Source organism: Paraburkholderia sp. IMGN_8, from assembly GCF_038050405.1.
Classification (GTDB): Bacteria; Pseudomonadota; Gammaproteobacteria; order Burkholderiales; family Burkholderiaceae; genus Paraburkholderia.
In genome coordinates this window covers 4,341,971-4,368,600 of the sequence record NZ_CP150901.1, presented here as the reverse complement: position 1 = coordinate 4,368,600, position 26,630 = coordinate 4,341,971, and the positions used below count along the sequence as shown (strand labels likewise).

Here is a 26,630-nt window from a genome sequence, read left to right as displayed (position 1 = left end):
AGCCGCCTCGTTCGCATTTACGCACGTCAAAAAAAACTCCGCATCCCGATCGCAACGCCAGTCTGATTGCTGCGCCCCGGCAGCTCCACCGTTGCAGCACCGTTCACCCGGTTGAAATCGACCGTGCCGTATAGCTCGGAGCGCTTCGATAGCGAGTACTCGACCAGTGCGACAACGGTATAGCGAGTCCCGCTGCCCAGCATATTGCTGGTGGTCGCCGCGTTACGCATGTGGTCATAATAGAATGCACCCGACAGCAAAAGTGGCGCGGTCACCCGCCAGGCTATGCCCCCGAATGGCCCATCGTCGATGCGGTTCGTGTTTTTGAATTGGCCGATGTCGGAGATCGGCTGTTCGGCAAGCAGCACATCGACAAGCCCGGTATTGTCCTGCGAATGCATATAGCCAGCATAAAATTTCATAGAACCCGACGCGTAAGCCGCATCCACGTGATAAAGCGCCTGCCTGTTGTTCGAGTTGTCGCGGACCTGCTGCGTGCCCACTCCCATACTGACCGAACCAAGCACGTACGAGGCGAGTAAGCCGTACAGATTGCCAGCCGCAAGGTGACCTGGAATCTGACCAGAAAAGCCGTTAGCACCACTCCACTCGTAGTTGCCGCCCGTCGAGTAGATCGCTCCCACGTACAAACCATCGAACTCGCCAACGTACTTAATCGAGTTGTCCGCCGAAAGTCCCGCACCAAGTGCATACGGCAGCCACGAATTTTCTGGGTAATTGGCGTAGGTCAACGGGTCGTAGGTCGTGACAAGCTTATCGAAGAGCGGCGTGTTCTGGCGGCCCAGCGTCACCGTGCCGAAACTACCTGAAAGACCCACATTCGCCGTACTGCCGAAGAACCGGCCGCTGTCGCTGAGCGTACCGTCCTCCGGATTGAAGTTGCTTTCGAGTTGATAGGTCGCCTTCAGACCGTTGCCAAGGTCTTCCATACCGCGCAGCCCAACATGACTGTTGATAATGGCGCCATTCGCCATGAACAGTCTGCTGTCATTCCGTGCGTCATCATTGGTCAGATAACGTAGCGTTATTTCCGTCATGCCGTACAACGTAACCGAACTCTGGGCCGAAGCAGGCTGGCAAGTCAACGCAGTTGCAATGCCGACGACCGCCGCAGCAATCCTCATTTTTCTCAAGTGCAATCCCCGCTATTTCCGGTCAAGCCGCTGGATGATGGTGCGGCTAATGTGCAGCGGGCGAGATGATAACCTAGCAGGCCGTTTCAAAACATCAATCGTAGTCGAACACCACCCAACGAAAGCGCACCGGGACAACCCGTAAGGTCGTCCCGGCGCTACGCGTTGTCGCACTCGTCGTGCCATCGACTTAATTCGCCAACTTCTCGAGATCGCTCAGCGACCAATGGCCAATGAGATTTTTGCCTCCACTCAATGAGGCGTGAAACCGCCCTTGGCTGACCAGCCGCCGTCCACGGTAAGGTTCGCGCCCGTAACGAACGAGGATTCGTCCGAAGCGAGATACAGCCCAGCGAAGGCGACATCGGCCGTGCGACCGGTGCGGGCGAGCATTGGCCAGCCGTTGAAGCAAGAGTTGAACTCCTTGCTGGTCTCCAGCAGCGCTTGCGTCACCGGTGTGACGATGGGTCCCGGAGATATGGAGTTGGCCCGAATCCAATGCGGTGCACCCTCAAGCGCGAGTTGGCGGGTGAAGCCAATGATCCCACTCTTGCCCGTTGCGTGCGCGGCTGCGCCGAGGAACTCGGACCCCCTCATGCCGGAGACCGACGCGATATTGATGATCGACCCACCGCCCCGCGCAACGAGATGCGACCAGACGGCGCGCGTGGGAATGAATACGATGTCGAGCTCGTATCGCATCGTCTCGCGCCACTGTTCGAGCGACATCTCGCCGAACGGCGCAAAATGCGTGTGCCCTGCGTTGTTGTAGAGGATATCGATAGCCCCATGGCGTGCCGCCGCCTCGTCGATCCAAGCCTTGACTTCGGCCTCGTCGGCGGCGTTGACCTGTGCGATCTCCACGTTGAGCGACTGCTCGGACACGATCTTTTTCGTCACTTCCACGCCCTTGGGGTTGATCTCGCAGGCGACAACCGTTGCGCCCGCCTGTGCGAAGAGCAGCGCCGCAGCCTGCCCTTGACCGCCGCCCGCGCCGGTTACTACTGCTACCTTCCCAGCCAGTCGGCCCGAAACCGAAGCGCTGCTGAAGCTCCCATCGTTTTTCATACCATTAACTCCCTTCCACTGTAGCTAGATTTTCTCTTGAGGTCCGCTTTAGTCTGCAGCAAGACACAACCGCAAGAGACTGGAATCACTCAACCTGATTGTCGGTAAAACCCTTAAGCGTCCAACCCGAGAAAGGGCTTGGATGCAACGAATCCCCACTCAGCGTCGATCACTTCGGGAAGCGAAATAATCTCCACTTCACGATTTGGTTCCGTAAGATAGGTCACCAGCGACCCGTCTCCCTCGAATGGCGGCGTCGTGTGTATGTCAAACGCACGTACTCGCTGCACAAGTGCCTCGATTGTTGCAATGTCCCGGGAGCCGAGTGCAACGTTCATAATGCCCTGATCGCAGATTTGGTAGTTCGCGGGTTTCGGTCGTCCGTTTGGCTCCGCGTAATGCACCACCTCAACTCGAACCTGACCGCATTCGACGACAAAGCCATCAACCTTTGCGCCGGCGAGGCCCCAGAGCGCTTCATGCTCTGGTCCGTGCAAGCTGTCCCGAGCTGTAAGAGCGAAGCCCAGGACCTCTCCATAGAACGTGCGAGCATCTTCAAGATCGGCCACGGAAAAGCTCGCGTAGACTACAGCTGCGTCGGTACTATTACTGCGGTTAGTGCCAGCCTCATTGGGCAATTCCATGACCTCTACGATTGCCCCGACAAATGGATCACGGAATGCGAGACGACACGTTCCATTCGCGTCCGTCAATTCTCCGAGGGGTGTAATGCCCCAGAGGGCCAGTCCAGTCCGCACAGAGTCGATATCGGACACTGAAATGCCAAACCGCGTCCAGCCGTGATCAGAAGGCCGCCAGTCAGCGGGCTGAAGCCTTTGTTCGGGGCGGGTATGCTGAAATATCTCAAGCTGAAAGAATTTCTGCTGCCCGACGAGCCACCACATCATTCCGCGCGCACTGGAGTCAAGACCCTGTAACTGCATGGGACCGCCCCATATCGGTATCCCTCCTCCATTCACAAACCCGAATATTTCCGCATAGAAGCGAAGCGAACCCGGTAGGTCAATTGTGTTCAGTGCAATCTGAATCAAGGAAACAGCACCGTTCGATTTCACAGCTTCCATCTGCTTTACCTCGTTTTCAATGTCAGCCGACACCAGGTTATCTTTACTGTATTCCAGAGTACGACCACAGCGTCACGAGTGACTGAGGTGGTCGTACTCCCGGCCACGTAAATGCCACGCGCAACGGAACGGCGCCGCCCTACTAAACTTGCCGACCACCGTGCTGCTACACGCAGGCACGCGGGCGGGTCCTGCCTGCGTCATCTTTGATGAGTAGCGCCATAGATACCGCGCCTAGATGTAGCTGTCACCGTAAGGCGCGAAGAAGTCCTGTAGCGATTTGAGAGTGGCTTCTGGCTTCTCTTCAGCAGGGTAATGACCGGCGCCGGCAATAATCGCCGACTGCACGTTCTCGGCTACGGTCCTTAGCTCAACCTCGACGAGGCCGCCGCAGCACAGTTCGCCGGCGAAAGCCAACACCGGCAAGGTAAGCTTGGCCCTCGTGAGCCGCTCGCGGTTCTGGGGGATTGATTCATCGATGGCCCGGTAATAGTCGAAGCTGGCGCGCAATGCTTGCGGGTCGCGCTTGAGCTGCTCAATGTAAAAGGATCGGGCGTAGGCTGGAACCGCATCCGGCGACCCGGCTTTGCTGGAAAATTGATGGCCAAAATAGATTTCCTCACGACCCTCCACCAGACGTTCGTTGACCTCGCGAGCACGGTTGAAATTGAAATGCCAAAGCAAGTCGCTCAGCCAGCGATCGTCCGAAAGCAACGGTGGCGAATCTGATACGCCTGGAATAATTGCTTCGCCCAAAGCGATGCGCTCAATCCGGCCTGGCTGGTCAGCAGCCATCGCGAAGCCTGTCCACATGCCGATATCGTGGCCGGCCATGGCGAAACGCCCATAACCGAGGGTATCCATCAACGCGAACATGTCAGCCGACAGCGTCCTGGAGTCGTAGCCACTCGTCGGCTTATCCGAAAGACCCACGCCGCGCGGATCGACCGCGATGACGGTAAATGACTTTGCAAGCGGTAACATCATGTACCGCCAGGCGAACCAGTTCTGCGGCCACCCGGCGAGCAGTAAAAGCGGAGCTCCCTTTCCGCCTATGACTGCGTGCAGGTTGAGGCCATTTGCCGGAACGAAGTAGCTTTCGAATACGTCGATGAAGCCGAGTGGCAGCTTAGGTACATCGTGAACAGAACCGTAGCCGACAGCATGCTTCAGGGTGTCGATCCAAGGACGAGTCATAGCGAGCCCTCTTTGTAACGGTCGCGCATGAAAGACATATACACAATTTCCTTCCGGCGCTTAGCACACGAGCGCCGTAGCTTTAGTGGCTTACTTCGCCAACTGCTCAAGGTTACTCAGCGACCAGTGGTCTTCCGTTATGCCACCCGGGTCCGAACGGCCCATGATCGGAACAATCGAGGCGTGACGCGCCTTGAAGTCGATAACGTCGAATCCCGTGTAGATCAGCACTTTCTGGCCACCCTCCGATACGCCGGAGCGCATCTCGGACATCGTGAACTTCCAGAACTCGCCTTTCTTGTCGTAGTTTTCTGAGTACCACGGTCGGAAGGTGTCTACGTCGACGTACATGACGCGCTTGCTATACGGATGCTCGTCCGGCGGCGTCGCCTCAATGACGTAAACTTCGCGAGGCTGCCACTTTTGAAGCGGGTTCCAGTAAGGGGGATTTTTCAGGTCAATAGTCGGGAATTCGTCAGGTGTCCCCGACTTGGAGGCGACTCGGTTGTCCTTCTTCCCGTCGGTCACTGCCAGAATCCAGCGCTTGCCAACCAGCTTGAAATTCTTGTACCAACTCGGCCGTGCGTTAAATACGTTATTGTCGTCGCCGAGGATGTCCGAGCCACCGATGGGATCCATCCATGCGCCGCCCGACAGCCTGCGCGCACGCCGCGCAGATTTCAGATACGCCCAGGTATCCTCGAATTTGGCAGAATCAGAACGAACAGTGAATGTGCCGATGCCCTTGATGTCTTCTGGGTACTGGGCCAGCAGGAATGTCTTGGCCGCTACAGATCCGTCACCCACCGTAGGTTGCTTGTCAAGCAGCCGATTCTTGAAGTAATACCGCTGATAGATCCACGCCTGCTTGGTTTCGAGACCGCTATTGCCATTGATCCCGAGAATAAAAGAATCGTTGTAGACGGTGTCCCCTTCGCGTGGCGCGTAGTAAAAGTTCCACATCACCTTGAATCCCGCGTCCGGATCACTGGCCTGGATGTCAGGGAATGGCACGCCGGCGACATAGCCTGTGACTTCCTTGCTTTTGGAATCAAACTTCACTTGATTCGAATAGGTTTTTGTCGCCTCGACAAGGCGCGGCTCCGCCGGAATGGGTTTGGCATGGTCGAGGGTAATCTTCAGGTTCCAGTTCCGAATCTGCCACTCAACCTTGTCGGTAAGCAGGCTCGCAATAGTATGTCCGTCGAACGTGTCGTTCTTTACCGCGTCAATGTTTGATTTATCAACAACGGTACCTGATGGAACCTCCCCTGCAATCGCCCCGGTCGCTGCGACCAGCAGCGATAGGGAAACGATTTGACGCGCAACCTTGTGAAACTTATTCATCGTATGTCTCCTTGTCGAGTCAGAACTGGTATGTCGCTCGAATCATGAATTGATCGTTGTTGGCAAAGCCGCCAAGCGGGCCCATCGATTGTTCAATCTGCCCGGGATACTTCTGATGCCGTGGGAAAAAGATGTCCGCCTCGGCCAGAAAGCGCCAATGATTGCCGACCTTGTATTCGACGCTTGGAATGACGAACGCGTCGCCATTGGTCACGTCCATGCCTGCCGCGAGCCCAGGGTTAAGCCGGCTATTCATGTAGTTCAGCGTGAAGAATCCCGTCAGCAGCGTCGTATGGCGTTTTGCCTTCTTCCCGTAACCCGCCTGATAGACCAGATCATCGGAATCGTGAAAGTTCTGAATCCACGTATCGAACAACTGGAGCGACGTGAGAGTGTCTTCGCTCGTACCTAACAGCTGCATTAGGCGAAGCTGCTTGTCGATACGCAGAGACGTAACGACGACATCCTTCGTCATAACGCCGCCAAAGCCGGGCAACGCACCGTCCAGGAAATTGCTTCCGACGTTGTAGGCAACGTTGTTCTGATAGGCCACCTCAGCCGCCACGACTGAACCGATTGCCGGAATCTCATTACTGATGCTGGCGCCAAACACATTCATCTTCGGAAAAATGAAGTCGCCAAGCCTGCCCTTTGGCTTCTCACCCCACGGCACGAAAGCCGAGTTCACGATCGGGTCCGGGTGATAAGTATTCAAATAGGAGATCGCGTAGTTGGCAGAACCCCAAATACCTGTCCATCGCGCTCCACCCGTGACGTCGGTCGCATTGCCGTAGCGATGGCGATAATTTGTCGTCAGGCCGCCGGGGGCGAGAAAATCAATGCCCTTATTCGGCTGCTGCGCCCAACGACCGCCCGAGAGATCGTACGTGTTGCCGATGTCGGCTAGCTGGTCAATACCGGGGCGGACCAGCAGTTGGAGTGAACCGTTCAGGGCTGGAACATCGAAGTTGCCATTCGCCATGATGAGTGGCTTTCGCAACTCGTCGTTGTCTCGCTCCAGGAAAGAGCGCCAGCGATAGTCATATCCGTTGATCAGGTCTGTCGGATGGAAGAAGTCCGTCTCCCCCCAAGCAACCTCCTGCTTACCCAGGCGAAAATGCACGCGTGGCCCAACGTCAAAGTCAACGTAGTACTCACGAAGCTGGGTTTGGTCGTAGAGGCCGAGCATGCTGCTCCCGGGCCCACCGGGTGAGTTTGTTCGGACCTGATCCTGCAACTGCTTCCCGTAGGACGTAAGTACCTCTCGGTCTGCGCGTCCAACCACAGTCCAGCGAAAAGGTCCCGTCTTCGCGTCCGCGTTTAACTCGACGGACCCTCGCAGCATTGACAGTTCTCCCTGACCACCTCCCGTCTCCGGATGATTCTGCAGATTCATCGCTGCCCAAGTTCTAACGAATCCCCCCATCCGGAAGGAGTATTCACTCGAGGCGGCATCACTCACCGGGTCGGCTGGCGGATCCGCCGAGAATGCGTAGCCCGAGCAACCGGATGCGGCCACGAGCGCTGCAATCCTGAGCGAGTCAATCCTCTTTCTCCTCCAATTTCTCACTTATTTCTCCTAGTAGTCCTATTTATATTTGTCAGACACGTCTTGTGTCCCCTCTACTACTACAACACCTGCTCTCGTTTCAGACCGTATAGCCCGCGTGCGTCGTCACGGGTTTTGCATGGTGTGACGTGCCGACCACGAATTTTGGACGGAAGACATAGACCATCGCTGGCATGATGAATAACGCGCTGCCTGCCGAGATGGCCAGCCAGATTGCCATCAACGTCGCCATTTCCGCCTGAAATCTGAGCGAAGAGAAGCTCCACAGCACGACGCTCACAATCAAGGTCGAGGCTGTGATGAGTACGCCACGCCCCGCAGTGTTCAGCGAGCGCGTGATGGCTCGCGTCAGATCGTTGTGGCCGTGATGGTGGAGGTCTTCCTTGATTCCGTCGACGATATAGAACGCGTAATCGACGCCAAGTCCAATGCCAAGTGCTGCTACGGGAACTGTGTTGATGTTCATGCCAATGCCTTTAGCCGCCATGATGCTGAAGGTCAGCGTATTGGCAAGCACTACCGGCACCATAAAGAAAATGCCGGCTATCATCGAACGATAGGCCACAGCACAGCAGGCCACTAGCACCAGAAGGGCGAAGGCAATACTTTCCACTTGTCCAGACAACAGTACTTCATTGACCGCAGCAAGTACGCCCACCATTCCGCCAGCTAGTTTGTATTCACCCTGGTCGATCTGGTGCGCCTGCGAGAATTCCTTGATGCGAGCAATTGCAGTACGAATTGTCTGCCCCTGATGATCGCGGAAGAACAGCGTCACCGAACCGTTCTGGTACTGAGGGTCGACGAAGCGGTCCATATCACCGGGTTCAGAACCGCTTTGCAGCATGTACGCCAACTCACCGTTTTCCTCCTTGTTCTTTCCGAAGGCCAAATAGCGTGGATTTCCCTCATGCAATGTCCTGTTGACAACGGGGATGACATCGGCGATGGAAAGACTGGCTCCCACTTCTGCCTGCGCGCCCATGAACTTCTGGAACTCATTGATGTTGCTTAATACAAGAGGGTCCTTCAGCGCCCCGGCCTGCTTGCCGGCAAACACCACGAACATCCGGTCGGCTCCTGGGAACCTGCGATTGATCGCCTCGGCATCCTTGTTATAGACCGACTCCTGCCACAGAATTGGCGACCCTGGATTTGCATCCCCAACCGTTAGGTTGAACGCGTAGACACCCGATATGACGAAGATTGCGGTGGCTCCAATCAGGACCGTATAGCGCCAGCGCGTAGTTACGATGCGGATGCATATGTCGAGAATCCGCTGCAAGATTGGTGAAATATCAAGAGGGTGTGCATATCGCTTCGGATGCTTGATCCACGATAGTAGAACGGGCGTCAGGACGACTGCGCTCAATGCAATCGTCAAAACCCAGACCGTTCCGATAATTGCAACCTTCTGCATTAGCGCGATAGGCGTCAACAACACCACAATCATGCAGCCGGCGTCGGCAATGACGCCAAGCATCCCCGGCTTCAACAGTGCCAACATGCTTGCCTTCGCAGCCGCTCGGGCACTCTCTTCGCCGGATGTGATTTCGTCGTCGAACCGTGTTACCAGCTGTACCGAGTGCGAGATCGAGCGGGCCGTAATCAGGAATGCAACTACGATGACCAGCGGATCGACGTTGAAGTGCGCTAACCGCGCCGTGCCGAGTGCCCATATTGCGCTGACGACACCGGCTAACAGCGGGAGCACCGTGCCACGCCAGGTGCGGGCGCTGACAAACAGCAGCACAATCAGGAAACCAACCGTCAGGAGGAAGATCAGCAGTGTTTCCGGCAGGTAGTGATTGACCCATCCGAACAATATCGGCGCACCGGTAAGATGCACCTCGACGCCATCACCCTTGACGCCGTCAGCAATTGCGCTGACCTGGCGAAATGCAGTTTCATAGTCGACAGAACTGTCGTAAAAGTCGACCGTAATCAACGCGGCCTTCAGATCTCGGGAAACATACGACCCGTAGACCAGAGGGCTGTTCATTACGGCGTTACGCAGACTCGCGATGTCCTGCTCCGATTTCGGGACGTCAGGCCACATCAACGGCACGAACTCGATGCCGTCTGTCGAACCACGAATGTCCTTGATTTTCTTGGATGCGAGCGAAACGATCTGATACTGGTTCACGCCGTTGACGTGCTGCAACTCGCGCGTCACTTTCTGAATCTTTTCCAGTGTCGTCTTTTTAAAGATATCGCCCTGCTTCACTTCCAGCATGATGCTGACTATGTTGGAGCCGCCAAAGCTCTGTTTGAAGCGCTCGTGTATCCCAATGTATGGATGCGTGCGGGGCATCAGGTCGTCCAGGTCAGTCTTCATCGAGACCTGAAATGCGAATACGCTCATAAGCGCCGTCACACAGCCGAGAATCGCGACCACCCAAATGCGACGTCGAATACAGAACTCGACGAAGCTCTCCAATGCATTGAAAATCGTGTCCTTCACACTCGTCTCCTGTTCACCGCTCAAAGGCGAAAATCGGCGCGCCTGGCGAATTCTTATCGTGCGTCAACAACGTCCAGCGAGCCGCCTGACGCAAGGTATTGCTGCCCTTCACGGATGATCTTGGTGTGCCATTGACGATTGTCGGGCGATACCCGCGACACCCGCCAGTTCGTGACCGTCGCATCGCCAATCAGGAGAACACCCCTCTCTCCAACCGCGAGCCATTGCTTTCCATTCCAAGCAAGATCAAACAGATGACCGGTAGACATCGGACGAACCGCTGTCCACGTGTCGCCACCATCAATAGTGGTAACAACCGCGCCGTCGACACCGACTGCGACACCGTGCTGCTCGTCGCGGAATGTGATCGCCATGAGGCTGCTCTTCACCGGACTTGCAATATTGGTCCAGGTGTGGCCTGCATCTTTCGACTCGCTAATACGCCCGAACTCGCCCACCAGCCAGACTCTGTCCCCGCTGACAAAGACGTCGTTCCACGCTTTATCTTCTTCGGGCGTCATGCGATTCCACGTCGCGCCGCGATCAGTCGACCGGAGCGCCGCTCCCATTTCACCAACAATCCACGCGTTGCCATCATCAAAGATGCGTACCCGAATCAGCTTGTTCGCGATTGAAGACAAAGTCACTTTGACTGGCGTCCAGGATTGACCGGAGTTCCTCGTCACAATGACCGCTCCTGCATCGCCCACCGCCACAGCTTCGCTGTTGCTCCATGCAGCGATGTCCTGCAAATTCGCTGTAGTCGGCGATTGCGTAACTGTCATCGATTTACCGAGGTCAACGGTACGCCAGATCTTTCCTCCGCTTCCCGCGCCCAAGACGACGCCCGATGGTGACGACGCGATGCCGTAGATGAATTCACCGCGCTGAACCGCCGGAGGCTGAACGCGGTTCGCGCCAACCGTCGGTTTCACAAAAAATGCTGCGTACAGCAAGCCTCCGATAATCACCAGCGGGAGGATTGAGAGCACGGTTCTTGCAAATCGTTGCATGATTTCTAGTTGGGTTGGTTGGTAGTCCCGAGTTCAGCTGATCGGGGCAATAGCAAACAGGCGTTCACCCATGACATCACGGCCCTCTCAAGGGACGATATGCGAACCCGCATACATGAAGCACGCCCGGCAACCCTCCTGATAAAGGAGGCTTGGACGACGTATCCACAGACATTCCACGATCGGGCTAAATTGCGAAGTCTGTGGTCATTCTTGCGCGTTGATGTACTCGTGTCGATGGATGCGCCGTTGTTCCAAGATATAAATGCGCGTTATCAAATAAGGGTTTTCTGGGATCCCGTGAGTTCGGGTTAACGCTTGCTTCAAGAGATTTTTTCTTAGGTTTGCAAGACGCTGCAGCGTCGCAATTAGATCAAATCTTGCCCCGTCAAAGACACCTTCCTGTGACGCGGTAGACGTACCAGGCGGCCCCGTCTTTAAGCGTCGGCTTTCAAGATTGGCACTTGCCTCAACGGGAATTTTTTCATCAATCTTTACAGGACTAAGGAGACCAAATCTGACAACGAATCGATTCCCTTCGAAATCAAGTTCTCATCGTTCTCTGTGGCTTTCAAAAAACTCTCTCTGCAAACAGCAGTCATAATTGGCGCGTTGCCAACGCCCGAGCATTGAACATGAATCTGCATCGGTTGGACCTGGTTTCATTGTCGCTTTTCACGTTAATCGTGAGGAGCGGGAGCATAAGCAAGGGCGCGGACCTCGCGCACCTCGCCGTTGCCGCAGCTAGCAAACGCATCGCCGATCTCGAGGCAGCGGTAGCAACCGAGCTTTTCGAACGCCACTCGCGTGGCATCACGCTCACTGCTGCAGGCGACGCACTGCATCGCCACGCACAACGTATCCTCGCTGACGTCGATCTGCTCGCAGCGGATCTGTCTGACTACGCCGCCGGTGTCTTTGGTGTTGTCAAATTGTGGGCAAACACGTCCGCCATCACCCAGTTCCTGCCGACCGAAATAGCCGCCTTCACAGCTGCAAACCCCAACATTCGCATCGAACTGGAGGAACAGAATAGCGAGCAGGTCACCATGGCCGTGGCCAATGGCCGTGCGGACTTCGGCATATTCGCTGATGGGATACCGACACTTGGATTACAGACCATTCCTTATCGGAAGGACAGGCTGGTACTTGTCGTCCCTTATGGGCATCCGCTTGCGGCTAAGAAATCAATCTCCTTCGACGAAGCGCTTGATTTCGACTTTGTCAGCCTCGCGCGCGAGACTTCACTTGCAGAGCGACTTGAGCTTGCGACGAGATCCGCCGGCAAGCGGCTAAAGCTTCGTATTCAGGTGCGCAGTTTCGACGCCATGTGCCTCATGGTGGCGGCAGGTCTCGGAGTTGCCGTGCTGCCTGAAGCTGCGGTACGCCCTCACCTACGATCTATGGGCTTACGAAAGATCAAACTGACAGAGCTGTGGGCTGAGCGCCAACTGATAATCGGCGCGCGCGATCTCACCGCGCTGCAAAAACCCGCGCGACTGCTGGTAGGACATCTGGTTGGCGACGCTCCTGGCGCGATAAGTCCAGACTAGGGTCTAGGTATTTTCCCGACGTGGCTTTCGTATTTCGCGAAGGCTCGTTCTGAAATAACCGGATTCCTGCGGCACGTCTTGACACGGACAATCGCAAGACCCGCCTCCGGTCCAGTGCACCGTCAATACGGTGTCCGATCTTCTGATGCGACGAGATGCATGCCGCCAAAAGGGCGCCCCAGACTATCCGGAGATACAGAATGGAACACGAGAACCTGCCCCGCACGCTTTTTGAAAAGCTGTGGAAACGGCATGTCGTTACCGAGACCGTCGGTGGCTCCTCACTTCTCTATGTCGACCGGCACCTCGTCTATGAGGTGACCAGCCCCCAAGCCTTCGAGGCACTTCGATTATCGGGCCGAAAGGCCTGGCGCCCAGAGACTGTGCTGGCGGCGGCCGACCACAATGTGCCTACTATCGCGTCTGAGCGGGTGAGCGTCGATTCGATTGAAGACCCCATGTCACGAACCCAGGTCAGACAACTCGACATCAATTGCAACGAGTTCGGCATCACCGCCTACGGCCTGACCAACCCAAACCAGGGAATCATTCACGTCGTTGGTCCGGAACAGGGGGCGACACTGCCTGGCATGACAGTCGTGGCGGGTGATTCCCACACGAGCACCCACGGCGCTTTCGCAGCGCTGGCATTTGGTGTTGGCACTTCTGAGGTAGAGCATGTGCTGGCGACTCAATGTCTGTCGGTCGCGAAGATGAAATCCATGCTTGTGCGCGTCAACGGTGAGTTGCCCGACGGCGTCACGGCAAAAGATCTGGTCCTCTCGTTGATTGGGCAGATCGGTACTGCGGGTGGCACCGGCTACGCAATCGAATTTTCAGGCGCAGCCATTCAGGCGTTGTCAATGGAGGGACGGATGACGTTGTGCAATATGGCAATCGAGGCAGGTGCCCGAGTCGGCATGATAGCCGTCGACGATACAACCATAGACTACATAAGGGGCCGCAAATTTGCCCCGCGCGAGGAAAATTGGGACGCGGCCGTCGCCTACTGGCGCACGCTAGTCAGTGACGAAGGTGCGCACTTCGACAAGGTTGTGGAGATTGATGCCGGGAAAGTGCAACCGATGGTGACCTGGGGGACGTCCCCCGAGATGGTCACTACGGTCGACGGTCACGTTCCGTATCCATCGGATGAACAGGACCCTGTCAAGCGAGCAGACATGCTGCGAGCCCTTTCCTACATGCACCTTGAGCCTGGCACTCCGGTCCAAACCATTGCGCTCGACAAGGTATTCATCGGCTCGTGCACAAACGGCCGCATTGAAGACCTACGTGCAGCTGCCGCAGTTGCGAAGGGCAAGCGAGTCGCGTCTAACATCCAACTCGCCCTCGTCGTCCCGGGATCGGGACTCGTTAAGGCCCAGGCAGAGGCCGAGGGGCTTGATGTTGTATTCAAGGAAGCCGGTTTCGAATGGCGTGAGCCCGGCTGCTCAATGTGCCTGGGAATGAATGACGACCGCCTTGGCCCAGGCGAGCGTTGCGCTTCCACGTCGAATAGAAATTTCGAGGGTCGACAGGGACCCGGGGGGCGCAGCCATCTCGTGAGTCCGGCGATGGCCGCTGCCGCCGCTATTGCCGGGCACTTCGTCGACGTTCGCAAAAGAGGTTCGTAATGCAACCGTTTACCCAAGTCAATTCGCCAATGGCACCGCTCGACCGAGCAAACGTTGACACAGACGCGATCCTGCCGAAGCAGTTCATGAAATCAATTCGTCGCACCGGGTTTGGAATTAACCTGTTCGACGAGTGGCGCTATCTGGATCATGGCGAACCGGGGCAGGATGCGTCAACCCGGCAGGTAAATCCCGAATTCGTGCTGAACCTCGCACGCTACCAGGGCGCCCAGGTGCTGCTGACGCGCGACAACTTCGGCTGCGGCTCCAGTCGCGAGCACGCCCCATGGGCCTTGTCGGACTTCGGTATTCGCGCATTGATAGCACCGAGCTTCGCCGATATCTTCTATGGCAACTGTTTCAAGAATGGCATTTTGCCAATCGTGCTGGAAGCTGCGACGGTACAGCATCTGTTCGACCTGGCGGAGAACCATCCAGGGCTTCGGATAACGGTGAATCTCGCCTCTCAGCAGGTCATTCCAGAAGGCTCAGATGCCATTGCGTTTGAAATAGATGCCGAGCGCAAGCACCGACTGCTTCATGGTCTGGACGACGTCACGTTGACGCTCCAACAGGCAGACCGGATACGGGCGTACGAACAGGCCCGCTGTATCGATGAGCCGTGGCTTTTCGGTTGAACTCCGGAAGCGTAAGCGTCCGTCAAACATATGTTTCGCGCGCATCGCGAGTCACAGAAACGTCGAGGAAAATCACGAACATGAGTGCCGAACTTCCCCTCCCAACCTCCCCAGTCGCGCTACACGGAGTTCGCGTGATTGAAATGGGTCAGCTCATTGCAGGCCCATTTGCCGCCAAAACGCTTGGCGAATTCGGCGCGGATGTGATCAAGATCGAGTCTCCCGGGGCAGGTGACCCACTGCGCAACTGGAGAATGATGAAGGATGGCACGTCTGTCTGGTGGCAAGTCCAATCGAGGAACAAGCGCTCGATTGCACTCGACCTGCGCAGGGAGGAAGGACAGGAAATCGCTCGCAAGTTGATTGCGGACGCCGATGTGCTGATTGAAAATTTCCGCCCTGGAACGCTCGAAGGCTGGGGTTTGGGATATGAACAGCTTTCGGCAATCAACCCTCGGCTGATTATGCTGCGCGTCTCGGGGTACGGGCAGACGGGGCCGTACCGTGACCTACCCGGTTTCGGTGTTATCGGAGAAGCAATGGGTGGCCTGCGTCATCTTACTGGTGAGCCAGGACGCGTCCCCGTTCGCTGCGGTATTTCGATAGGCGACACGCTCGCGGCGCTGCACGGGGCGGTCGGCGTTCTGACGGCGCTGTATCACCGTGATGTCAACGGCGGCAAGGGACAGGTCATCGACGTCGCGCTGCACGAGGCTGTATTCAACGTGATGGAAAGTCTGATTCCGGAATACAGCGCGTTCGGCGCCGTCCGCGATGCGGCGGGCAGCGCATTGCCCGGCATTGCACCGTCGAATGCGTATAGGTGCGTAGACGGCTTTGTCCTGATTGCCGGAAACGGTGACAGCATCTTCAGACGGTTGATGGCAGCTATCGGCCGCGAAGACCTCGGATCACAGTCAGATCTCGCGGACAATGCGGGGCGCGTTGCGCGAGTGGCTGAACTGGACCTGGCTATCGAGACCTGGACTGTCGAACGCACCGTCGCAACTGCCCTCGAGATACTCACGGCAGCAGGCGTCCCAGCCGGCAAGGTTTATACGGCCAAGGACATCTCGGAAGACCCGCACTATCGAGAGCGCGACATGATATTGCGCCAGGTGACACGGGATGGCGATGCAATCGACGTTCCGGGAATCGTTCCGAAATTGATGGGCACGCCGGGCTCCATCCGGTCCTCAGCGCCTAAACTTGGCGACGACACGAACGAGGTGCTGCGTCAAATCGGACTATCGGATCAGGAGATATCCGACCTCCGCGCAAAAGGATCTGTCGCATGAGCATCTGGAACGGTAACCATCAACGGATTTACATGAATGAAGTCGGCCCTCGAGACGGCCTTCAGGCCGAATCAGCCTTCGTTCCAACCGCAGAGAAGATTAGCCTCATTAACGCCCTGTCCCAAACCGGTCTGAGCAAAATCGAAGTTACTGCATTTGTTTCCGCACGAGCCATCCCCGCTCTGCGCGATGCCGAAATAGTCATGCGCGAAATTGAACGAGCGCCCGGTGTCACATACGCGGCGCTCGTACCAAACGTGCGAGGCGCGGAGCGGGCCATTGACGGACACGCGGACGAACTGAATCTGGTGATGTCCGCCAGTGAGAGTCACAATCTTTCTAATCTCCGCATGACCAGAGAGCAGTCATATCGTAGTCTTCGGCAGGTTTCCCGCCTTGCAGACATTGTGAAGATTCCGGTCAACATCTCACTATCTTGCGCGTTCGGCTGTCCGATGGAAGGCGACGTTTCCGAGGAAACGGTGCTTGAATGGTCGAGCCGTTTCATCGAAGAAACAGGCGCACGCGGCGTGACGCTTTGCGATACAACGGGCATGGCCTATCCAGGTCAGGTAGCGCGGCTAACGGAGTTGTTTGCACGGCACTGGCCTGGCACCGAGCTAACCCTGCACTTTCACAACACTCGCGGAATGGGTCTCGCGAACGTTCTCGCGGCAATTGGCTCTGGTGCGAGGCGCTTCGATGCCTCGATCGGTGGCATTGGCGGGTGCCCTTATGCGCCGGGTGCCAGTGGGAATGTCTGCAGCGAGGAAATCGTGCATGCGCTTGAACTAATGGGCTACAACACTGGCGTGAATCTCGAAGCGTTGACTCTGGCGTCGACCCGCCTGCCCTCGCTGCTAGGTCACGACATTCCTAGCCAGATTGTCAAAGCAGGGAGACGACTTGATTTGCACGCTGCCCCGACCGATCTCCCCGCCATACGGGAACGCGCGTTGAATCGCGAACGACTGCCCGAGACACTCCGTTAATTGCTTTGCCTTCGTCAGCACGCTGCAGTGCCTGACGAAGGCCGAGCGGTGCGCGAGCCAAACGGACCACATTAACCGGGAAGGACGACTCCAATTGTCTCGCCGCACCAGCATTGCCTAGCCTTGATAGTCAGAGAAACTGTGCCAATCCATCCAGTCATATCGGTCACGATCTCGCGCCCACGCCCAGCTATGGGTGGCCGGCGGCGCCGAAGATCTGCGTCGGGTCTCCTGGCGGACTTCTGTATCTGAATCGGTGTTCGGATTCACCGGGCCACCCAGTGCACCTTGTTCACCTTGGTTGACAACTGTTTTGGAAGACATCGTGTCATTCTCCTGCTAGCGATCGACTCGCCGAAAAGAGCGCCGTCCGGGCATCTCAATCGAGCGACAAATTGATCATTTCGATCGCGTACTTTCACTGAGGACTTCATGCTCGGCCAACTCACACAATGCGTCGGCAAACCGACGGAACGCCTGCTCCGATCCGTGAACACTTCTGTACTCTTCCTTTCCGATGCGGCCGTCCAGCACCACTAGCATGCCCGCGTCTTTCGCCAATTTCAGGATGTCCATCGCAGCGCTCCATTTCACGCAATCGCTCACAAAAAGGCAGCTTCGATGACGGGTTCGCGCGACGGTCCGTTGTGAAACTGAATTTGGCCATTCGCGCGGAGTGAAATCCGCTTCCTGTTCTGCCGCCACTCAATCCCCACTCACAGCGCAACGCGGCTGAGTGCTTCCGCAGCGTCACACATGGCGCGGTGCGTCCCAATGAACGAAGCGCCACCAATCTTCGATATATGAATTGTGTGTATTCACGAGCAGGCATTGCATGATATTTCCTCGGCTTGTAGCTTTGCATCACAGCCTTATGCCGGTGGGTTGCCCCATGTCGCTGGGGAGCGACCGGAGATATCAATGCTCGATTTTCATCTTTCGGATTCCAAGTGGGAACTCATCAAACATCTGTTTCGGCGATCTGAGCGCGTCGCGCGGACGCCCTCCTCGCGACAATCGAGCCACACTGGACGCAATCCTCTGGATACAAAAAGCGGGCGAGAAATGGCACAGACTGCCCTCCCGTTTTCCGCCACAGCAAACAGTCTATGGACGGTATATAACGTGGCGGCAAACGGGCGTGCTTCAACAGGTATTTGAACTGCTGCAAGTGAAGCCGGTCGAGTGAGCCGGCGCAAACAACCGCGCACCGTAAAACCAAACCGCGATCTTGTGCCGGCTATCCAGCACGTCGTCAAATTTTCGGCCCGCTCAAGTTTCGCTGGCCAACGTCACTTCACTTGCACCATTCGAAATACTCACACGAGTCGTGTCGTTGAAGTGCGCTACAAATTTGCTCAGCAACGACACAAACTGTGCGGCCTCGTCTTTTGAGAAAGCCGCCATGAGCGCCTCCTTGGACCGGTCAGCCAGAACATCGGCGCGCCGCAATACCCGCCGACCTTCTGCGCTCAACATAATCTCCGTCTTGCGCGCGTCGGTCTCGCTTTGGGCTTTCGTCAGAAGACCTCTTTCCGTCAAATTTTTCACAACGAGCGCAGTGGTTGAGCGATCCAGCCCGAGCAAACGCGCGATGCCAATCTGACTCGACGGGCCGGAGTGTCGCAGCACAAACATTACGCCGTACTGGCTTGGCGTGATATCAAGAGCGCGAGATGCCTCGATAAAAATATCGATCGAAATCTGGTGCGCGCGACGGATCATGAACCCAGGACGGGAATAAAGCTGCTCGAGCGCGTCGCTCGAATTGTCTGGTTCTGCTCGCTGTGCTTTCATGAGATGGAAACCGGCATTTGGAATCAGCCGCTCAAGACAGGTTGTGGACAAGAGGCCGACTCTGGCCAGACAAACCCGGCCAGAATCGTCGTCGGAGCGTTAGACGACCTTGACAGACAGATCGTCGAATCCCGACAGGCCGGCAACCATCGTGTCACCAGCAACGACAGCGCCGACTCCCTCGGGTGTACCAGTATAAATGAGGTCGCCCGGGACCAACTCGAAGTAACGCGAAAGGTAAGCGACTGTCTCCGCCACGGACCAAATTAGTTGGCCAATCTTAGCCTGCTGCTTGCGTTCGCCGTTCACGTCCAGCGTGAGTATCGCCTCCGCAAGGTCACCAACCTTGTCGGCAGGCACAATCGGACCAATCGGCGCCGAAAAATCGAACGCCTTGCCGATATCCCAAGGGCGTCCCATTTTACGCATCTCCATCTGCAAATCACGCCGTGTCATGTCTAGCCCGAGTGCATAGCCGTAGACATGGGAAAGAGCAGATTCCACAGAAATGTTTTTCCCGCCGGTGCCGATTGCCGCCACGAGTTCAACCTCGTAGTGACAATTCGTGGTCTCTGACGGATAGGGAAAGGAACCTGTTTCCCCTGCTGCAACGTACACGACAGCGTCGGCGGGCTTGCAGAAGAAAAACGGCGGTTCACGGTCAGGGTCAAAGCCCATCTCCCGCGCATGCGCTGCATAGTTACGACCGACACAATAGACACGTCGGACCGGGAATTGTTGATCGCCGCCGAGAACAGGAACGCCAACGGTCGGGGATGGGGAAAACAGATAGCTCATCGTTTGCTCGCTTGAAAGAATTCTGAAGTCATCGGTGGTTGCCGCGCCGCCGGCGCTCAAGGCTCAAGGCGTTCTTCACGCAGGATGTTCAGGGCGACCTGTACCGGACGATCCGAGAAGCTGAACAGAACCAACTCCTCATCCGCCTCGAAACTGTACGTATGCCAAGAGGGGATAACAAAGTGGTCTTTGGGGCCGAACTCAAAGACCTTTTCGCCGACCTTGACACGACCTTTCCCTTCGACCACGGAAAAGACTGCTCCATCTGTTGAGCGGAATGGCTTGGTATTGAACCCCTTCGGGATCAACTGCATGAAGGTCCCAATGGTGGGCATCGGCCAGCCGCCAGTTGCCGGATTGACGTATCGCAACTTGACCCCATGCCACAAATCGATCTCAAGCTGGCGGTACAACGTGTCAAGCGCCTCTCGCGTGCGCTCATACGGGTAGCTGAAGATCGGCGATGTGGCGCTGGACACGACATGGTTCACCGGCGCCATGTTGTAACCGAACTTCGCGAACGAATTTCCTTCGGCTCGCGTAACCGTTTGCGAACGTTCGTCGCTGCTCTCCTGGAATCCAGCGTCGAAGAATCGAACCATCGGTATGTCCAACCCGTCAAGCCACACTACAGGTTGAATGTCGCCATCAATGCCCTCGTTCCCGTGATCGTGCCAGGTCCAGCTCGGCGTAATGATGAAGTCCCCTGGCGACATGGTGGTCCGCTCGCCGTCTACCGCCGTATAAGCGCCTTTGCCATCCACAATGAATCGCAACGCGCTTTGTACGTGCCGATGTGGCGGAGCAGTTTCACCCGGGAGAATCAGTTGCAGCCCGGCATACAGGGAGTTCGTCACACTGTATTGGCCAGGTAGTGCCGGATTCTCCAGCACCAAAACCCGGCGGACGGCCTCTTCCGCCGTAATGAGCCGCCCCGCACGCTCAATGTGAGGGGCCACATCGTCCCACTTCCACAGTTCCGGCACGCACTGCCCATTCGGCTTCGACGGAACGAGGTTATGCAGAGCCTCCCACAGCGGACTCAGATTGATGTCCCGGATTTCGTCGTAGAACGCTTTCCGGGAAATGCCGACTTCTGTCGAAATATTCATGTTTAAAAGTCTCTATTTGTAAGCCCGAGCTACCCACCGCCGATGTGTTGACGGCAGTTGCCAGTCCACGTAGAGCTGGCACTCAGCACACCAAAGACGCCCCGGGTGCGGCGTCACCATGCGTACTGCGCGGAAATGCCCAAGCATCAGCTCAGCAACAGCCCCTTGGTTCGGGTAGACACATCGGTCTGCACAGTCAAAACCCAGGTCATACCCCAATCATTCACTGTGACGAACCTGCACCACACAACGTGCACCCGCTAGCACGCATCGCGAAAACACAAAGGCGCGTCGGAAAACCGCTCTTAAGACAGTCCCCTGGGCGCCGTGCCTGGTTCCTTGACTGCACCAGATACAGACAGGTTCAGGCAAGGCTTATCGCTATCATAGTCATTTACGCAGACGTCTGCCATTTATTTTTTGATCGCTACGAAGATGCTCTTGTATGACGCAAAGTCAGGGCTGTTGGGAGCTGCACCGATCATCCTTGACATTCTCAGGACACGAAAACTAGAATATACGCAGACGTCTGCGTATTTTTATCGGGCGTCACATCCACCCTTGGACACTTGGAAGAAACATGAGAAATGATTGTGACGTCCTGATCGTCGGCGCCGGCGTTGGCGGTCTCACCTTGGCGCTTGCGCTGCACGACGCAGGCATTCAATGCCGAGTCTACGAAGCCGCTCCCGAGATCAAACCACTTGGCGTAGGCATCAACGTGCTCCCCCACGCGACGCGCGTACTTGGTCGACTCGGTGTCAATGACCGCCTGGCGGCGAAGAGCGTGCTAACTCAGGAAGCGTCGTTTTTCAATCAATATGGTCAACTGATCCATTCCGAGGCCGTCGGCACGGCCGCTGGATACGACACGCCGCAATTTTCGATTCATCGAGGAGATCTCCAGCTGACGTTGCTGGAAGTCGTCCTTGAGCGACTTGGAGCTGATGCGGTCGTCCTCGACCGCAAATGTGTCGGGGCGGAGTCCGATGCGAACGGCGCACAGTGCAACTTCGTCGATGCGGCTGGCAATGCAAGCTCCGTTCGAAGTTCCGTGGTAATCGCGTGCGACGGCCTGCACTCGGCGATTCGAAAGCAGTTCTATCCCGATGAAGGTGCTCCGCGATATTCCGGTATCAACATGTGGCGGGGTGCTGTGAAATGGAAGCCGTTCCTCAGCGGCGCGACGATGGTACGGGCCGGCGCGCTCGTTCCGGGTGTGGGCAAGATGGTCATCTATCCGATTCGCAACAACGTCGACGAAGCCGGCAATCAGCTTGTCAACTGGGTGGCGGAACTGAATGCTCCGCAGCCCGCGAAGCGGGACTGGAACGGGCAAGGCCGCCTTGAGGAGTTTTATCCGGCGTTCGAGAAATGGAACTTCGACTGGCTCGATGTCGCCGGAATGATCAAGGCAACCACCAATGTGCTCGAGTTCCCAATGGTTGACCAGGACCCATTGCCGCGCTGGACATTCGGCCGAGTGACTCTTTTGGGCGATGCAGCACACCCGATGGTTCCACGCGGCTCCAACGGCGCCGGCCAGGCAATCGTCGATGCTGACGTGTTGACCGCCAAATTCCAGGAATTTGGCGTCAATCAAACTGCGCTGGATTCATACGACGACGAGCGTCGCCAGGCGACCAACGCTGTCGTGCTTACGAACCGCAAAGCTCCGCCCGACAAAATCCTCCAGGTAGTCCATGAAAGGACAAGCGGTCAGCCCTTCGAGTCAATCCATAACGTGATTTCACCGCAGGAATTGACCGACATCACGAGCCAGTACAAAGCTGTCGCAGGCTACACGCTTGATGAACTAAAGACGGCCGGCTGAAGCGCACGGGTTCGCTATAAAAGGACAAACAGGTATGAAGCTATACAACTATTTCCGCAGTTCGTCCTCGTATCGGGTTCGCATTGCCTGCAACCTGAAGGGACTCGAGTACGAGTATCTGCCAATCCATCTGAATCGAAATGGTGGCGAACAATTCTCGGAAGAGTTCCTCTCACTGAATCCTCAAGCCCTTGTACCGATGCTTGACGATGGCGTCAGCCGTGTGTCGCAATCGCTTGCGATCCTCGAATATCTGGAGGAAACGCACCCTCAAACGCCGCTGTTGCCGTACGCATCGAAAGACCGCGCCGCTGTACGCGAGTTGTCGCAATATATCGCGTGCGAGATGCATCCCCTGAACAATCTACGTGTGCTCAAGTTTCTGACAGGTACGCTTGGACTAGACGAAACGCAGAAGCAAACGTGGATCACCCATTGGCTTCACACGGGGTTGACGGCCCTCGAGCGGCAGTTGAGCACCTCGCCGACGCGCGGCGCGTTCTGTTTCGGCGATAAGCCGACCATTGCCGATTGCTGTTTTGTGCCGCAAGCTTTCAACGCTCGCCGGTTTGGTGTCGATATTGCTGAGTATCCGACGCTGGCAGCAATTGAACGGAACTGCGAAGCGCTTGATGCATTCCGAGACGCCCATCCGTCTCGCCAGCCCGATACGGAATGACGTGAGCAGAATGGCGGCGAATGGCCAGCCATTTCTGCATACCGGAAGGTGGATGACGATGCAGGTCCAACGTCTCAACGTATCGTCATCCCCCCTTCGTTGCGGCGGTCTTCTCTGCTATTGATCTGCCCGACTGACAGAGATCACCCTACATGTAGTCCGAGCGCATCTCTCGGTCAAATGGAAGAGCGCCGCCATCCGCGCGGAGGCGAAGCAACCTGTACTGGATAGCAGGTATCAGGTCTGGCTTCCCATCGTCTCACTAACAGGAAGCGGTATCCGGGCGGGCGTGACGCGAATGGACCAAAACCCCAGGGGCAATGCACGATCACGGCAGAAGTACAACGTCCCGAAAACCTCAATCAGACAAGGTTTCGGGACGTATTGACTACAGACAGTAACCGTTGGTGCCGTCAGATTGCCAGGTACCCTCCATCCACGGCAATCTCACCTCCAGTAACGAACGACGACCGGCCCGAAAGCAGCCAGACCACCACGTCCGCGACCTCACTCGGCTGACCCAGTCGCCCAATTGGATGACGGGCTTCGAGAGCGGGCAGCAAGTCCGCGAATTGAGGTTGACTGACAAGCGAGTCGATCATCGGCGTGCGGATTACCCCTGGGAGAATCGAGTTCACGCGAATATTCTTCGCTCCGTATTCGATCGCCGCGCTCTTCGTAAGACCGAGCACCCCTGCTTTTGACGCGCAGTATTCCGACGCGCCCGGAATCGCCACCCGCCCCAATCCCGAGGACGTATTTACAATCGCTCCGCCGCCGGTCTTCAGCATGGCCGCAATCTCATGCTTGAGGCAAAAGAAGACGCCCTTCAGATTAATGTCGATAACGGTGTTCCATTGCGCTTCCGACAATTCGTGGAGCGGCGTATTTCTTTGCTCGACGCCAGCGTTGTTGAATGCACCGTCGAGGCGCCCGAACTCTCCTACGGTACGCTCCACGAGTGTCGCGACATCCTGCTCCCGAGCGACATTCGTCTTGACAACGATAGCCTTCACGCCCAGATGCTGCGCGTGCTCCGCCGTCTCCCGCGCACCATCCTCGTCCAGATCCGCAAGAGCCAGCGTCGCACCTGCGTCGGCGAGCGCGTACGCAGCCGCGCGACCGATCCCGCGCCCCGCGCCCGTGACGATTACTACCTTCCCGTCGAGTAGCTTATCCATGTGCGCCCCGTTAGTGAGCTGCAGCGACCTGCTCACCACCCACGGGCGGTGCGAACACAGGTGCAAGGTCGATGTAGATTCGGTAGTCATCGATCAGCGTGTTCTCGGCGTGATGCAGGATGACCGCGCACGGAACCTCGACCTCATTGTGGTCATGACGCGTGTAATAGGTCATGAAGCGCAAGATCGTGATCTCGTCGGCTTCCCACTTGCCCGTCATCTCATGACGCAGTGCTGCGATACTGGAAAAGAAGGCGACCACTCCTTCTCTTACTGCTTCGCGTCCGACGAGCGCTGGCGCGTTGCCGAACTGGAAAGTAACGTTCTCTGCGAGGTTCGACAAAAAGCCTTCGACGTCCATAGCGTCGATTGCCGAAAACATGGGTTCAACGTTTCGTGCCATACGAGTCTCCAATTGTTCTGAGGTAAGGTTGTCTACCGTACCTCTGACCTGCGGAAATCACGCCTTCGCGGCGACTTCCTCGCGAATTCGGCGCAACGTCGTACGGACGGCGCCCAGGTAGGCCTGTTCCATGCCCGCTGCAAACTCCTTTTCCTTTTCACTGCCCGCGTCCACACCTTCAAGCACCATGTCGAAGGTGAAGCGCAAGTGCAGCGTTCCATCCGTGTCTTCTTCGATGATATTCTTGATCAATCCCTTTGCTTGACCTGACAGGCGCACGAATTCGACGCGCTCTTCCGGGAAGAACAAGATAAGTTCTTGTAGAGTTTCGCCGTGCAGGACAACTTCGCGAATCAGCCGCTCAGGCTGCTGCTGCACCACCACGCAACTTGTGATCGCCTCCACGTATGGCACTGCGTTTTCCGCCTTGCGTACCAATCCGACCCATACCTGTTGGCGATTCAACTTGATGCCCTCCGAACCATCGGCGGGATTGACTTCCAGTTTGCGACTCACGCTAATCATTGCTGTCTCCGGTTTAAACAAATAGCTAACTCATCGACCTGCATCGTCGACGATGCCATTGGATTCTAGAGTCCCCATCGAACTGAAACCATTGTTTCGCCTTATTCCAGACAATAATTTCCATCTATATGTTTCGGTGACCTGAAACGCCTCCCAAGCATCCCCACCCCGACTCCCCGCCAATCCCATAAATGCCGTTGAAAGTTTCCTATCAATGAAAGTGTGTGGATTTGTGCGATTGCTTGAGCGAACAATCCCGTTCACCAGTAAGGTTCTGAGCGGTGCCGCGCGCGACCGCATTGACTGCTGCTCTACATATAACCCGCAAAACCAACGATTCAACCCGGAGACGACGCATCTCGTTCGAAGGCGCAGGTCCAGCTACCTGTCGACCGACTCCTGATTTGTCGGCCCGATTACGCTTTACTCAGAGGAAAATATGGCAACTGCATCATCCGCAGCGACAATGACTGTCGCTATTACCGGAGCCGCATCCGGCATCGGCGCTGAAACAGCACGTCTGCTGAGCTCACGCGGCGCAAGCGTTATCGCTCTGGACAGGAACAAGCCGGACTTTCCTGTTGCCGGGTTCGTGCAGATTGACCTGGCTGACCCGGATTCAATCAATGCTGCGGCCCAGCAGCTGCCCGACACGCTGACCGGGTTGTGCAACGTAGCCGGCGTCCCGGGGACCGTGGGATCCGACCGGGTCGCGCGAATCAACTACCTTGGTCTGAGGCAGCTAACTGAAGCCGTCATTCCGAAGATGGTGAAGGGGGGCTCTATCGTCAACGTCGCGTCCACGGCTGGGCAAAACTGGCGAGAAAGGCAAAAAATTCACGTCGACCTCGGAAGCACCGCGAACTTCGCGGACGGCTTACGCTGGCTCGAGAGCAACCCGGTCTCAGACGCGCAAGCCTATCCGTATTTTAAGGAAGCGCTCATCGTCTGGACGATGGCCCGTGCAGTCACACTGCGCCGCGCGACGGGGATCCGAATGAACTGCGTAAGCCCGGGTCCGACCGATACGCCAATCCTTAATGATTTCCGCACCGCCCTCGGCTCAGCAAATGTAGAGGACGCCATCCATCGCGCGGGTGGCGTTGGGCGCCCAGAAGACATCGCCCCGGTTATCGCATTCCTGTTGACAACGGAGAGCGCATGGGTCGTCGGCGCCAACCTGCTGGCAGACGGCGGCCTTCTCGCATCAAGGATCCTCGATTAGCAACCGAACATCGCCTACGCAAGGGTTCCGTAAGAGGCAGGGACGGAACGCGGAGGAAGCGAT

General features: G+C 56.6%; 23 protein-coding genes. 8 read left to right on the top strand and 15 right to left on the bottom strand.

Translation table 11 applies throughout. The features are described from left to right. Positions 1-26 precede the first annotated feature (26 nt). The 8 genes from WN982_RS40675 to WN982_RS40640 all read right to left on the bottom strand — a co-directional run bounded on the left by WN982_RS40675 (position 27) and on the right by WN982_RS40640 (position 10,898). The gene (locus WN982_RS40675; RefSeq protein ID WP_341317581.1) at positions 27-1,145 is read right to left on the bottom strand and encodes a porin; all 1,119 of its coding nucleotides are present in this window, start codon (positions 1,143-1,145) and stop codon (positions 27-29) included. Positions 1,146-1,406: 261 nt separating this feature from the next. Next, positions 1,407-2,222: an SDR family NAD(P)-dependent oxidoreductase gene (locus WN982_RS40670; protein WP_341317580.1), complete on the bottom strand. Its 816-nt coding sequence runs from the start codon at positions 2,220-2,222 to the stop codon at positions 1,407-1,409. Between the two features lie 113 nt (positions 2,223-2,335). Further along, positions 2,336-3,307, bottom strand: coding sequence for a VOC family protein (locus WN982_RS40665; RefSeq protein ID WP_341317579.1), 972 nt, complete (start codon positions 3,305-3,307; stop codon positions 2,336-2,338). 234 nt (positions 3,308-3,541) lie between these two features. After that, on the bottom strand, positions 3,542-4,504 hold the full coding sequence (locus WN982_RS40660; RefSeq protein ID WP_341317578.1) for an alpha/beta hydrolase: 963 nt from the start codon (positions 4,502-4,504) through the stop codon (positions 3,542-3,544). 90 nt (positions 4,505-4,594) lie between these two features. Beyond that, entirely contained in the window at positions 4,595-5,851 is a 1,257-nt protein-coding gene (locus WN982_RS40655) for a DUF1329 domain-containing protein (protein ID WP_341317577.1), read from the bottom strand. A gap of 19 nt (positions 5,852-5,870) precedes the next feature. Continuing rightward, positions 5,871-7,040, bottom strand: a complete 1,170-nt coding sequence (locus WN982_RS40650) for a DUF1302 family protein (RefSeq protein WP_341317576.1) — start codon at positions 7,038-7,040, stop codon at positions 5,871-5,873. A 460-nt stretch (positions 7,041-7,500) separates the two neighbouring features. Further along, positions 7,501-9,885 carry an MMPL family transporter gene (locus WN982_RS40645; protein WP_341317575.1) on the bottom strand — a complete coding sequence of 795 codons (2,385 nt, stop codon included), beginning with the start codon at positions 9,883-9,885 and terminating at the stop codon, positions 7,501-7,503. A gap of 53 nt (positions 9,886-9,938) precedes the next feature. After that, positions 9,939-10,898: a YCF48-related protein gene (locus WN982_RS40640; RefSeq protein WP_341317574.1), complete on the bottom strand. Its 960-nt coding sequence runs from the start codon at positions 10,896-10,898 to the stop codon at positions 9,939-9,941. A gap of 635 nt (positions 10,899-11,533) precedes the next feature. Here WN982_RS40640 and WN982_RS40635 point away from each other — a divergent pair. From WN982_RS40635 to WN982_RS40615, 5 genes are all read left to right on the top strand, one after another. Continuing rightward, on the top strand, positions 11,534-12,451 hold the full coding sequence (locus WN982_RS40635; RefSeq protein WP_341317573.1) for a LysR substrate-binding domain-containing protein: 918 nt from the start codon (positions 11,534-11,536) through the stop codon (positions 12,449-12,451). Positions 12,452-12,651: 200 nt separating this feature from the next. Further along, a complete protein-coding gene (gene leuC, locus WN982_RS40630) occupies positions 12,652-14,085 on the top strand; it encodes a 3-isopropylmalate dehydratase large subunit (RefSeq protein WP_341317572.1) in 1,434 nt (477 codons plus the stop codon). Further along, positions 14,085-14,723: a 3-isopropylmalate dehydratase small subunit gene (gene leuD / locus WN982_RS40625; RefSeq protein ID WP_341317571.1), complete on the top strand. Its 639-nt coding sequence runs from the start codon at positions 14,085-14,087 to the stop codon at positions 14,721-14,723. The genes leuC and leuD overlap by 1 nt, the downstream gene beginning before the upstream one ends. 80 nt (positions 14,724-14,803) lie before the next feature. Further along, positions 14,804-16,021: a CoA transferase gene (locus tag WN982_RS40620; RefSeq protein WP_341317570.1), complete on the top strand. Its 1,218-nt coding sequence runs from the start codon at positions 14,804-14,806 to the stop codon at positions 16,019-16,021. After that, positions 16,018-17,013: a hydroxymethylglutaryl-CoA lyase gene (locus tag WN982_RS40615; protein ID WP_341317569.1), complete on the top strand. Its 996-nt coding sequence runs from the start codon at positions 16,018-16,020 to the stop codon at positions 17,011-17,013. Before WN982_RS40620 ends, WN982_RS40615 begins: the two co-directional genes overlap by 4 nt. Before the next feature lie 399 nt (positions 17,014-17,412). Here the strand turns inward: WN982_RS40615 and WN982_RS40610 are convergent, their stop codons facing one another. The 4 genes from WN982_RS40610 to gtdA form a co-directional block, all read right to left on the bottom strand. Then, entirely contained in the window at positions 17,413-17,589 is a 177-nt protein-coding gene (locus WN982_RS40610; RefSeq protein WP_341317568.1) for a hypothetical protein, read from the bottom strand. Positions 17,590-18,285: 696 nt separating this feature from the next. Continuing rightward, a complete protein-coding gene (locus tag WN982_RS40605) occupies positions 18,286-18,861 on the bottom strand; it encodes a MarR family transcriptional regulator (RefSeq protein WP_341317567.1) in 576 nt (191 codons plus the stop codon). Between the two features lie 48 nt (positions 18,862-18,909). Then, positions 18,910-19,608 carry a fumarylacetoacetate hydrolase family protein gene (locus WN982_RS40600; RefSeq protein WP_341317566.1) on the bottom strand — a complete coding sequence of 233 codons (699 nt, stop codon included), beginning with the start codon at positions 19,606-19,608 and terminating at the stop codon, positions 18,910-18,912. A 56-nt stretch (positions 19,609-19,664) separates the two neighbouring features. Beyond that, positions 19,665-20,720, bottom strand: coding sequence for a gentisate 1,2-dioxygenase (gtdA, locus tag WN982_RS40595; protein WP_341317565.1), 1,056 nt, complete (start codon positions 20,718-20,720; stop codon positions 19,665-19,667). A 580-nt stretch (positions 20,721-21,300) separates the two neighbouring features. Between gtdA and WN982_RS40590 the strand changes: the two genes are divergently transcribed. Continuing rightward, complete coding sequence (locus WN982_RS40590; RefSeq protein ID WP_341317564.1) at positions 21,301-22,554, top strand: flavin-dependent oxidoreductase; 1,254 nt, start codon at positions 21,301-21,303, stop codon at positions 22,552-22,554. 34 nt (positions 22,555-22,588) lie between these two features. Further along, on the top strand, positions 22,589-23,233 hold the full coding sequence (gene maiA / locus WN982_RS40585) for a maleylacetoacetate isomerase (protein ID WP_341317563.1): 645 nt from the start codon (positions 22,589-22,591) through the stop codon (positions 23,231-23,233). A gap of 413 nt (positions 23,234-23,646) precedes the next feature. Here the strand turns inward: maiA and WN982_RS40580 are convergent, their stop codons facing one another. Genes WN982_RS40580 through WN982_RS40570 form a run of 3 tightly spaced genes read right to left on the bottom strand, consistent with a single transcriptional unit; the run spans position 23,647 to position 25,342 of the window. Continuing rightward, a complete protein-coding gene (locus tag WN982_RS40580) occupies positions 23,647-24,414 on the bottom strand; it encodes a glucose 1-dehydrogenase (protein WP_341317562.1) in 768 nt (255 codons plus the stop codon). A 10-nt stretch (positions 24,415-24,424) separates the two neighbouring features. Then, a complete protein-coding gene (locus WN982_RS40575) occupies positions 24,425-24,817 on the bottom strand; it encodes a nuclear transport factor 2 family protein (RefSeq protein ID WP_341317561.1) in 393 nt (130 codons plus the stop codon). Positions 24,818-24,874: 57 nt separating this feature from the next. Beyond that, positions 24,875-25,342 carry an SRPBCC family protein gene (locus WN982_RS40570; RefSeq protein WP_341317560.1) on the bottom strand — a complete coding sequence of 156 codons (468 nt, stop codon included), beginning with the start codon at positions 25,340-25,342 and terminating at the stop codon, positions 24,875-24,877. A 466-nt stretch (positions 25,343-25,808) separates the two neighbouring features. Here WN982_RS40570 and WN982_RS40565 point away from each other — a divergent pair, with 466 nt between their 5' ends. Beyond that, entirely contained in the window at positions 25,809-26,567 is a 759-nt protein-coding gene (locus tag WN982_RS40565; protein WP_341317559.1) for a coniferyl-alcohol dehydrogenase, read from the top strand. Positions 26,568-26,630: the final 63 nt, after the last annotated feature.

What these genes read in the sequence shown, in the direction of transcription:
- WN982_RS40640 (WP_341317574.1), bottom strand. Translation starts at nt 10,898, where the DNA reads ATGCAACGATTTGCAAGAACCGTGCTCTCAATCCTCCCGCTGGTGATT.
- WN982_RS40590 (WP_341317564.1), top strand. Translation starts at nt 21,301, where the DNA reads ATGAGAAATGATTGTGACGTCCTGATCGTCGGCGCCGGCGTTGGCGGT.
- WN982_RS40620 (WP_341317570.1), top strand. Translation starts at nt 14,804, where the DNA reads ATGAGTGCCGAACTTCCCCTCCCAACCTCCCCAGTCGCGCTACACGGA.
- WN982_RS40665 (WP_341317579.1), bottom strand. Translation starts at nt 3,307, where the DNA reads ATGGAAGCTGTGAAATCGAACGGTGCTGTTTCCTTGATTCAGATTGCA.
- WN982_RS40670 (WP_341317580.1), bottom strand. Translation starts at nt 2,222, where the DNA reads ATGAAAAACGATGGGAGCTTCAGCAGCGCTTCGGTTTCGGGCCGACTG.
- WN982_RS40575 (WP_341317561.1), bottom strand. Translation starts at nt 24,817, where the DNA reads ATGGCACGAAACGTTGAACCCATGTTTTCGGCAATCGACGCTATGGAC.
- gtdA (WP_341317565.1), bottom strand. Translation starts at nt 20,720, where the DNA reads ATGAATATTTCGACAGAAGTCGGCATTTCCCGGAAAGCGTTCTACGAC.
- maiA (WP_341317563.1), top strand. Translation starts at nt 22,589, where the DNA reads ATGAAGCTATACAACTATTTCCGCAGTTCGTCCTCGTATCGGGTTCGC.
- WN982_RS40650 (WP_341317576.1), bottom strand. Translation starts at nt 7,040, where the DNA reads ATGCTCGGCCTCTACGACCAAACCCAGCTTCGTGAGTACTACGTTGAC.
- WN982_RS40635 (WP_341317573.1), top strand. Translation starts at nt 11,534, where the DNA reads ATGAATCTGCATCGGTTGGACCTGGTTTCATTGTCGCTTTTCACGTTA.
- WN982_RS40565 (WP_341317559.1), top strand. Translation starts at nt 25,809, where the DNA reads ATGACTGTCGCTATTACCGGAGCCGCATCCGGCATCGGCGCTGAAACA.
- WN982_RS40615 (WP_341317569.1), top strand. Translation starts at nt 16,018, where the DNA reads ATGAGCATCTGGAACGGTAACCATCAACGGATTTACATGAATGAAGTC.
- leuD (WP_341317571.1), top strand. Translation starts at nt 14,085, where the DNA reads ATGCAACCGTTTACCCAAGTCAATTCGCCAATGGCACCGCTCGACCGA.
- WN982_RS40600 (WP_341317566.1), bottom strand. Translation starts at nt 19,608, where the DNA reads ATGAGCTATCTGTTTTCCCCATCCCCGACCGTTGGCGTTCCTGTTCTC.
- WN982_RS40655 (WP_341317577.1), bottom strand. Translation starts at nt 5,851, where the DNA reads ATGAATAAGTTTCACAAGGTTGCGCGTCAAATCGTTTCCCTATCGCTG.
- WN982_RS40660 (WP_341317578.1), bottom strand. Translation starts at nt 4,504, where the DNA reads ATGACTCGTCCTTGGATCGACACCCTGAAGCATGCTGTCGGCTACGGT.
- WN982_RS40610 (WP_341317568.1), bottom strand. Translation starts at nt 17,589, where the DNA reads ATGGACATCCTGAAATTGGCGAAAGACGCGGGCATGCTAGTGGTGCTG.
- WN982_RS40675 (WP_341317581.1), bottom strand. Translation starts at nt 1,145, where the DNA reads ATGAGGATTGCTGCGGCGGTCGTCGGCATTGCAACTGCGTTGACTTGC.
- WN982_RS40580 (WP_341317562.1), bottom strand. Translation starts at nt 24,414, where the DNA reads ATGGATAAGCTACTCGACGGGAAGGTAGTAATCGTCACGGGCGCGGGG.
- WN982_RS40570 (WP_341317560.1), bottom strand. Translation starts at nt 25,342, where the DNA reads ATGATTAGCGTGAGTCGCAAACTGGAAGTCAATCCCGCCGATGGTTCG.
- leuC (WP_341317572.1), top strand. Translation starts at nt 12,652, where the DNA reads ATGGAACACGAGAACCTGCCCCGCACGCTTTTTGAAAAGCTGTGGAAA.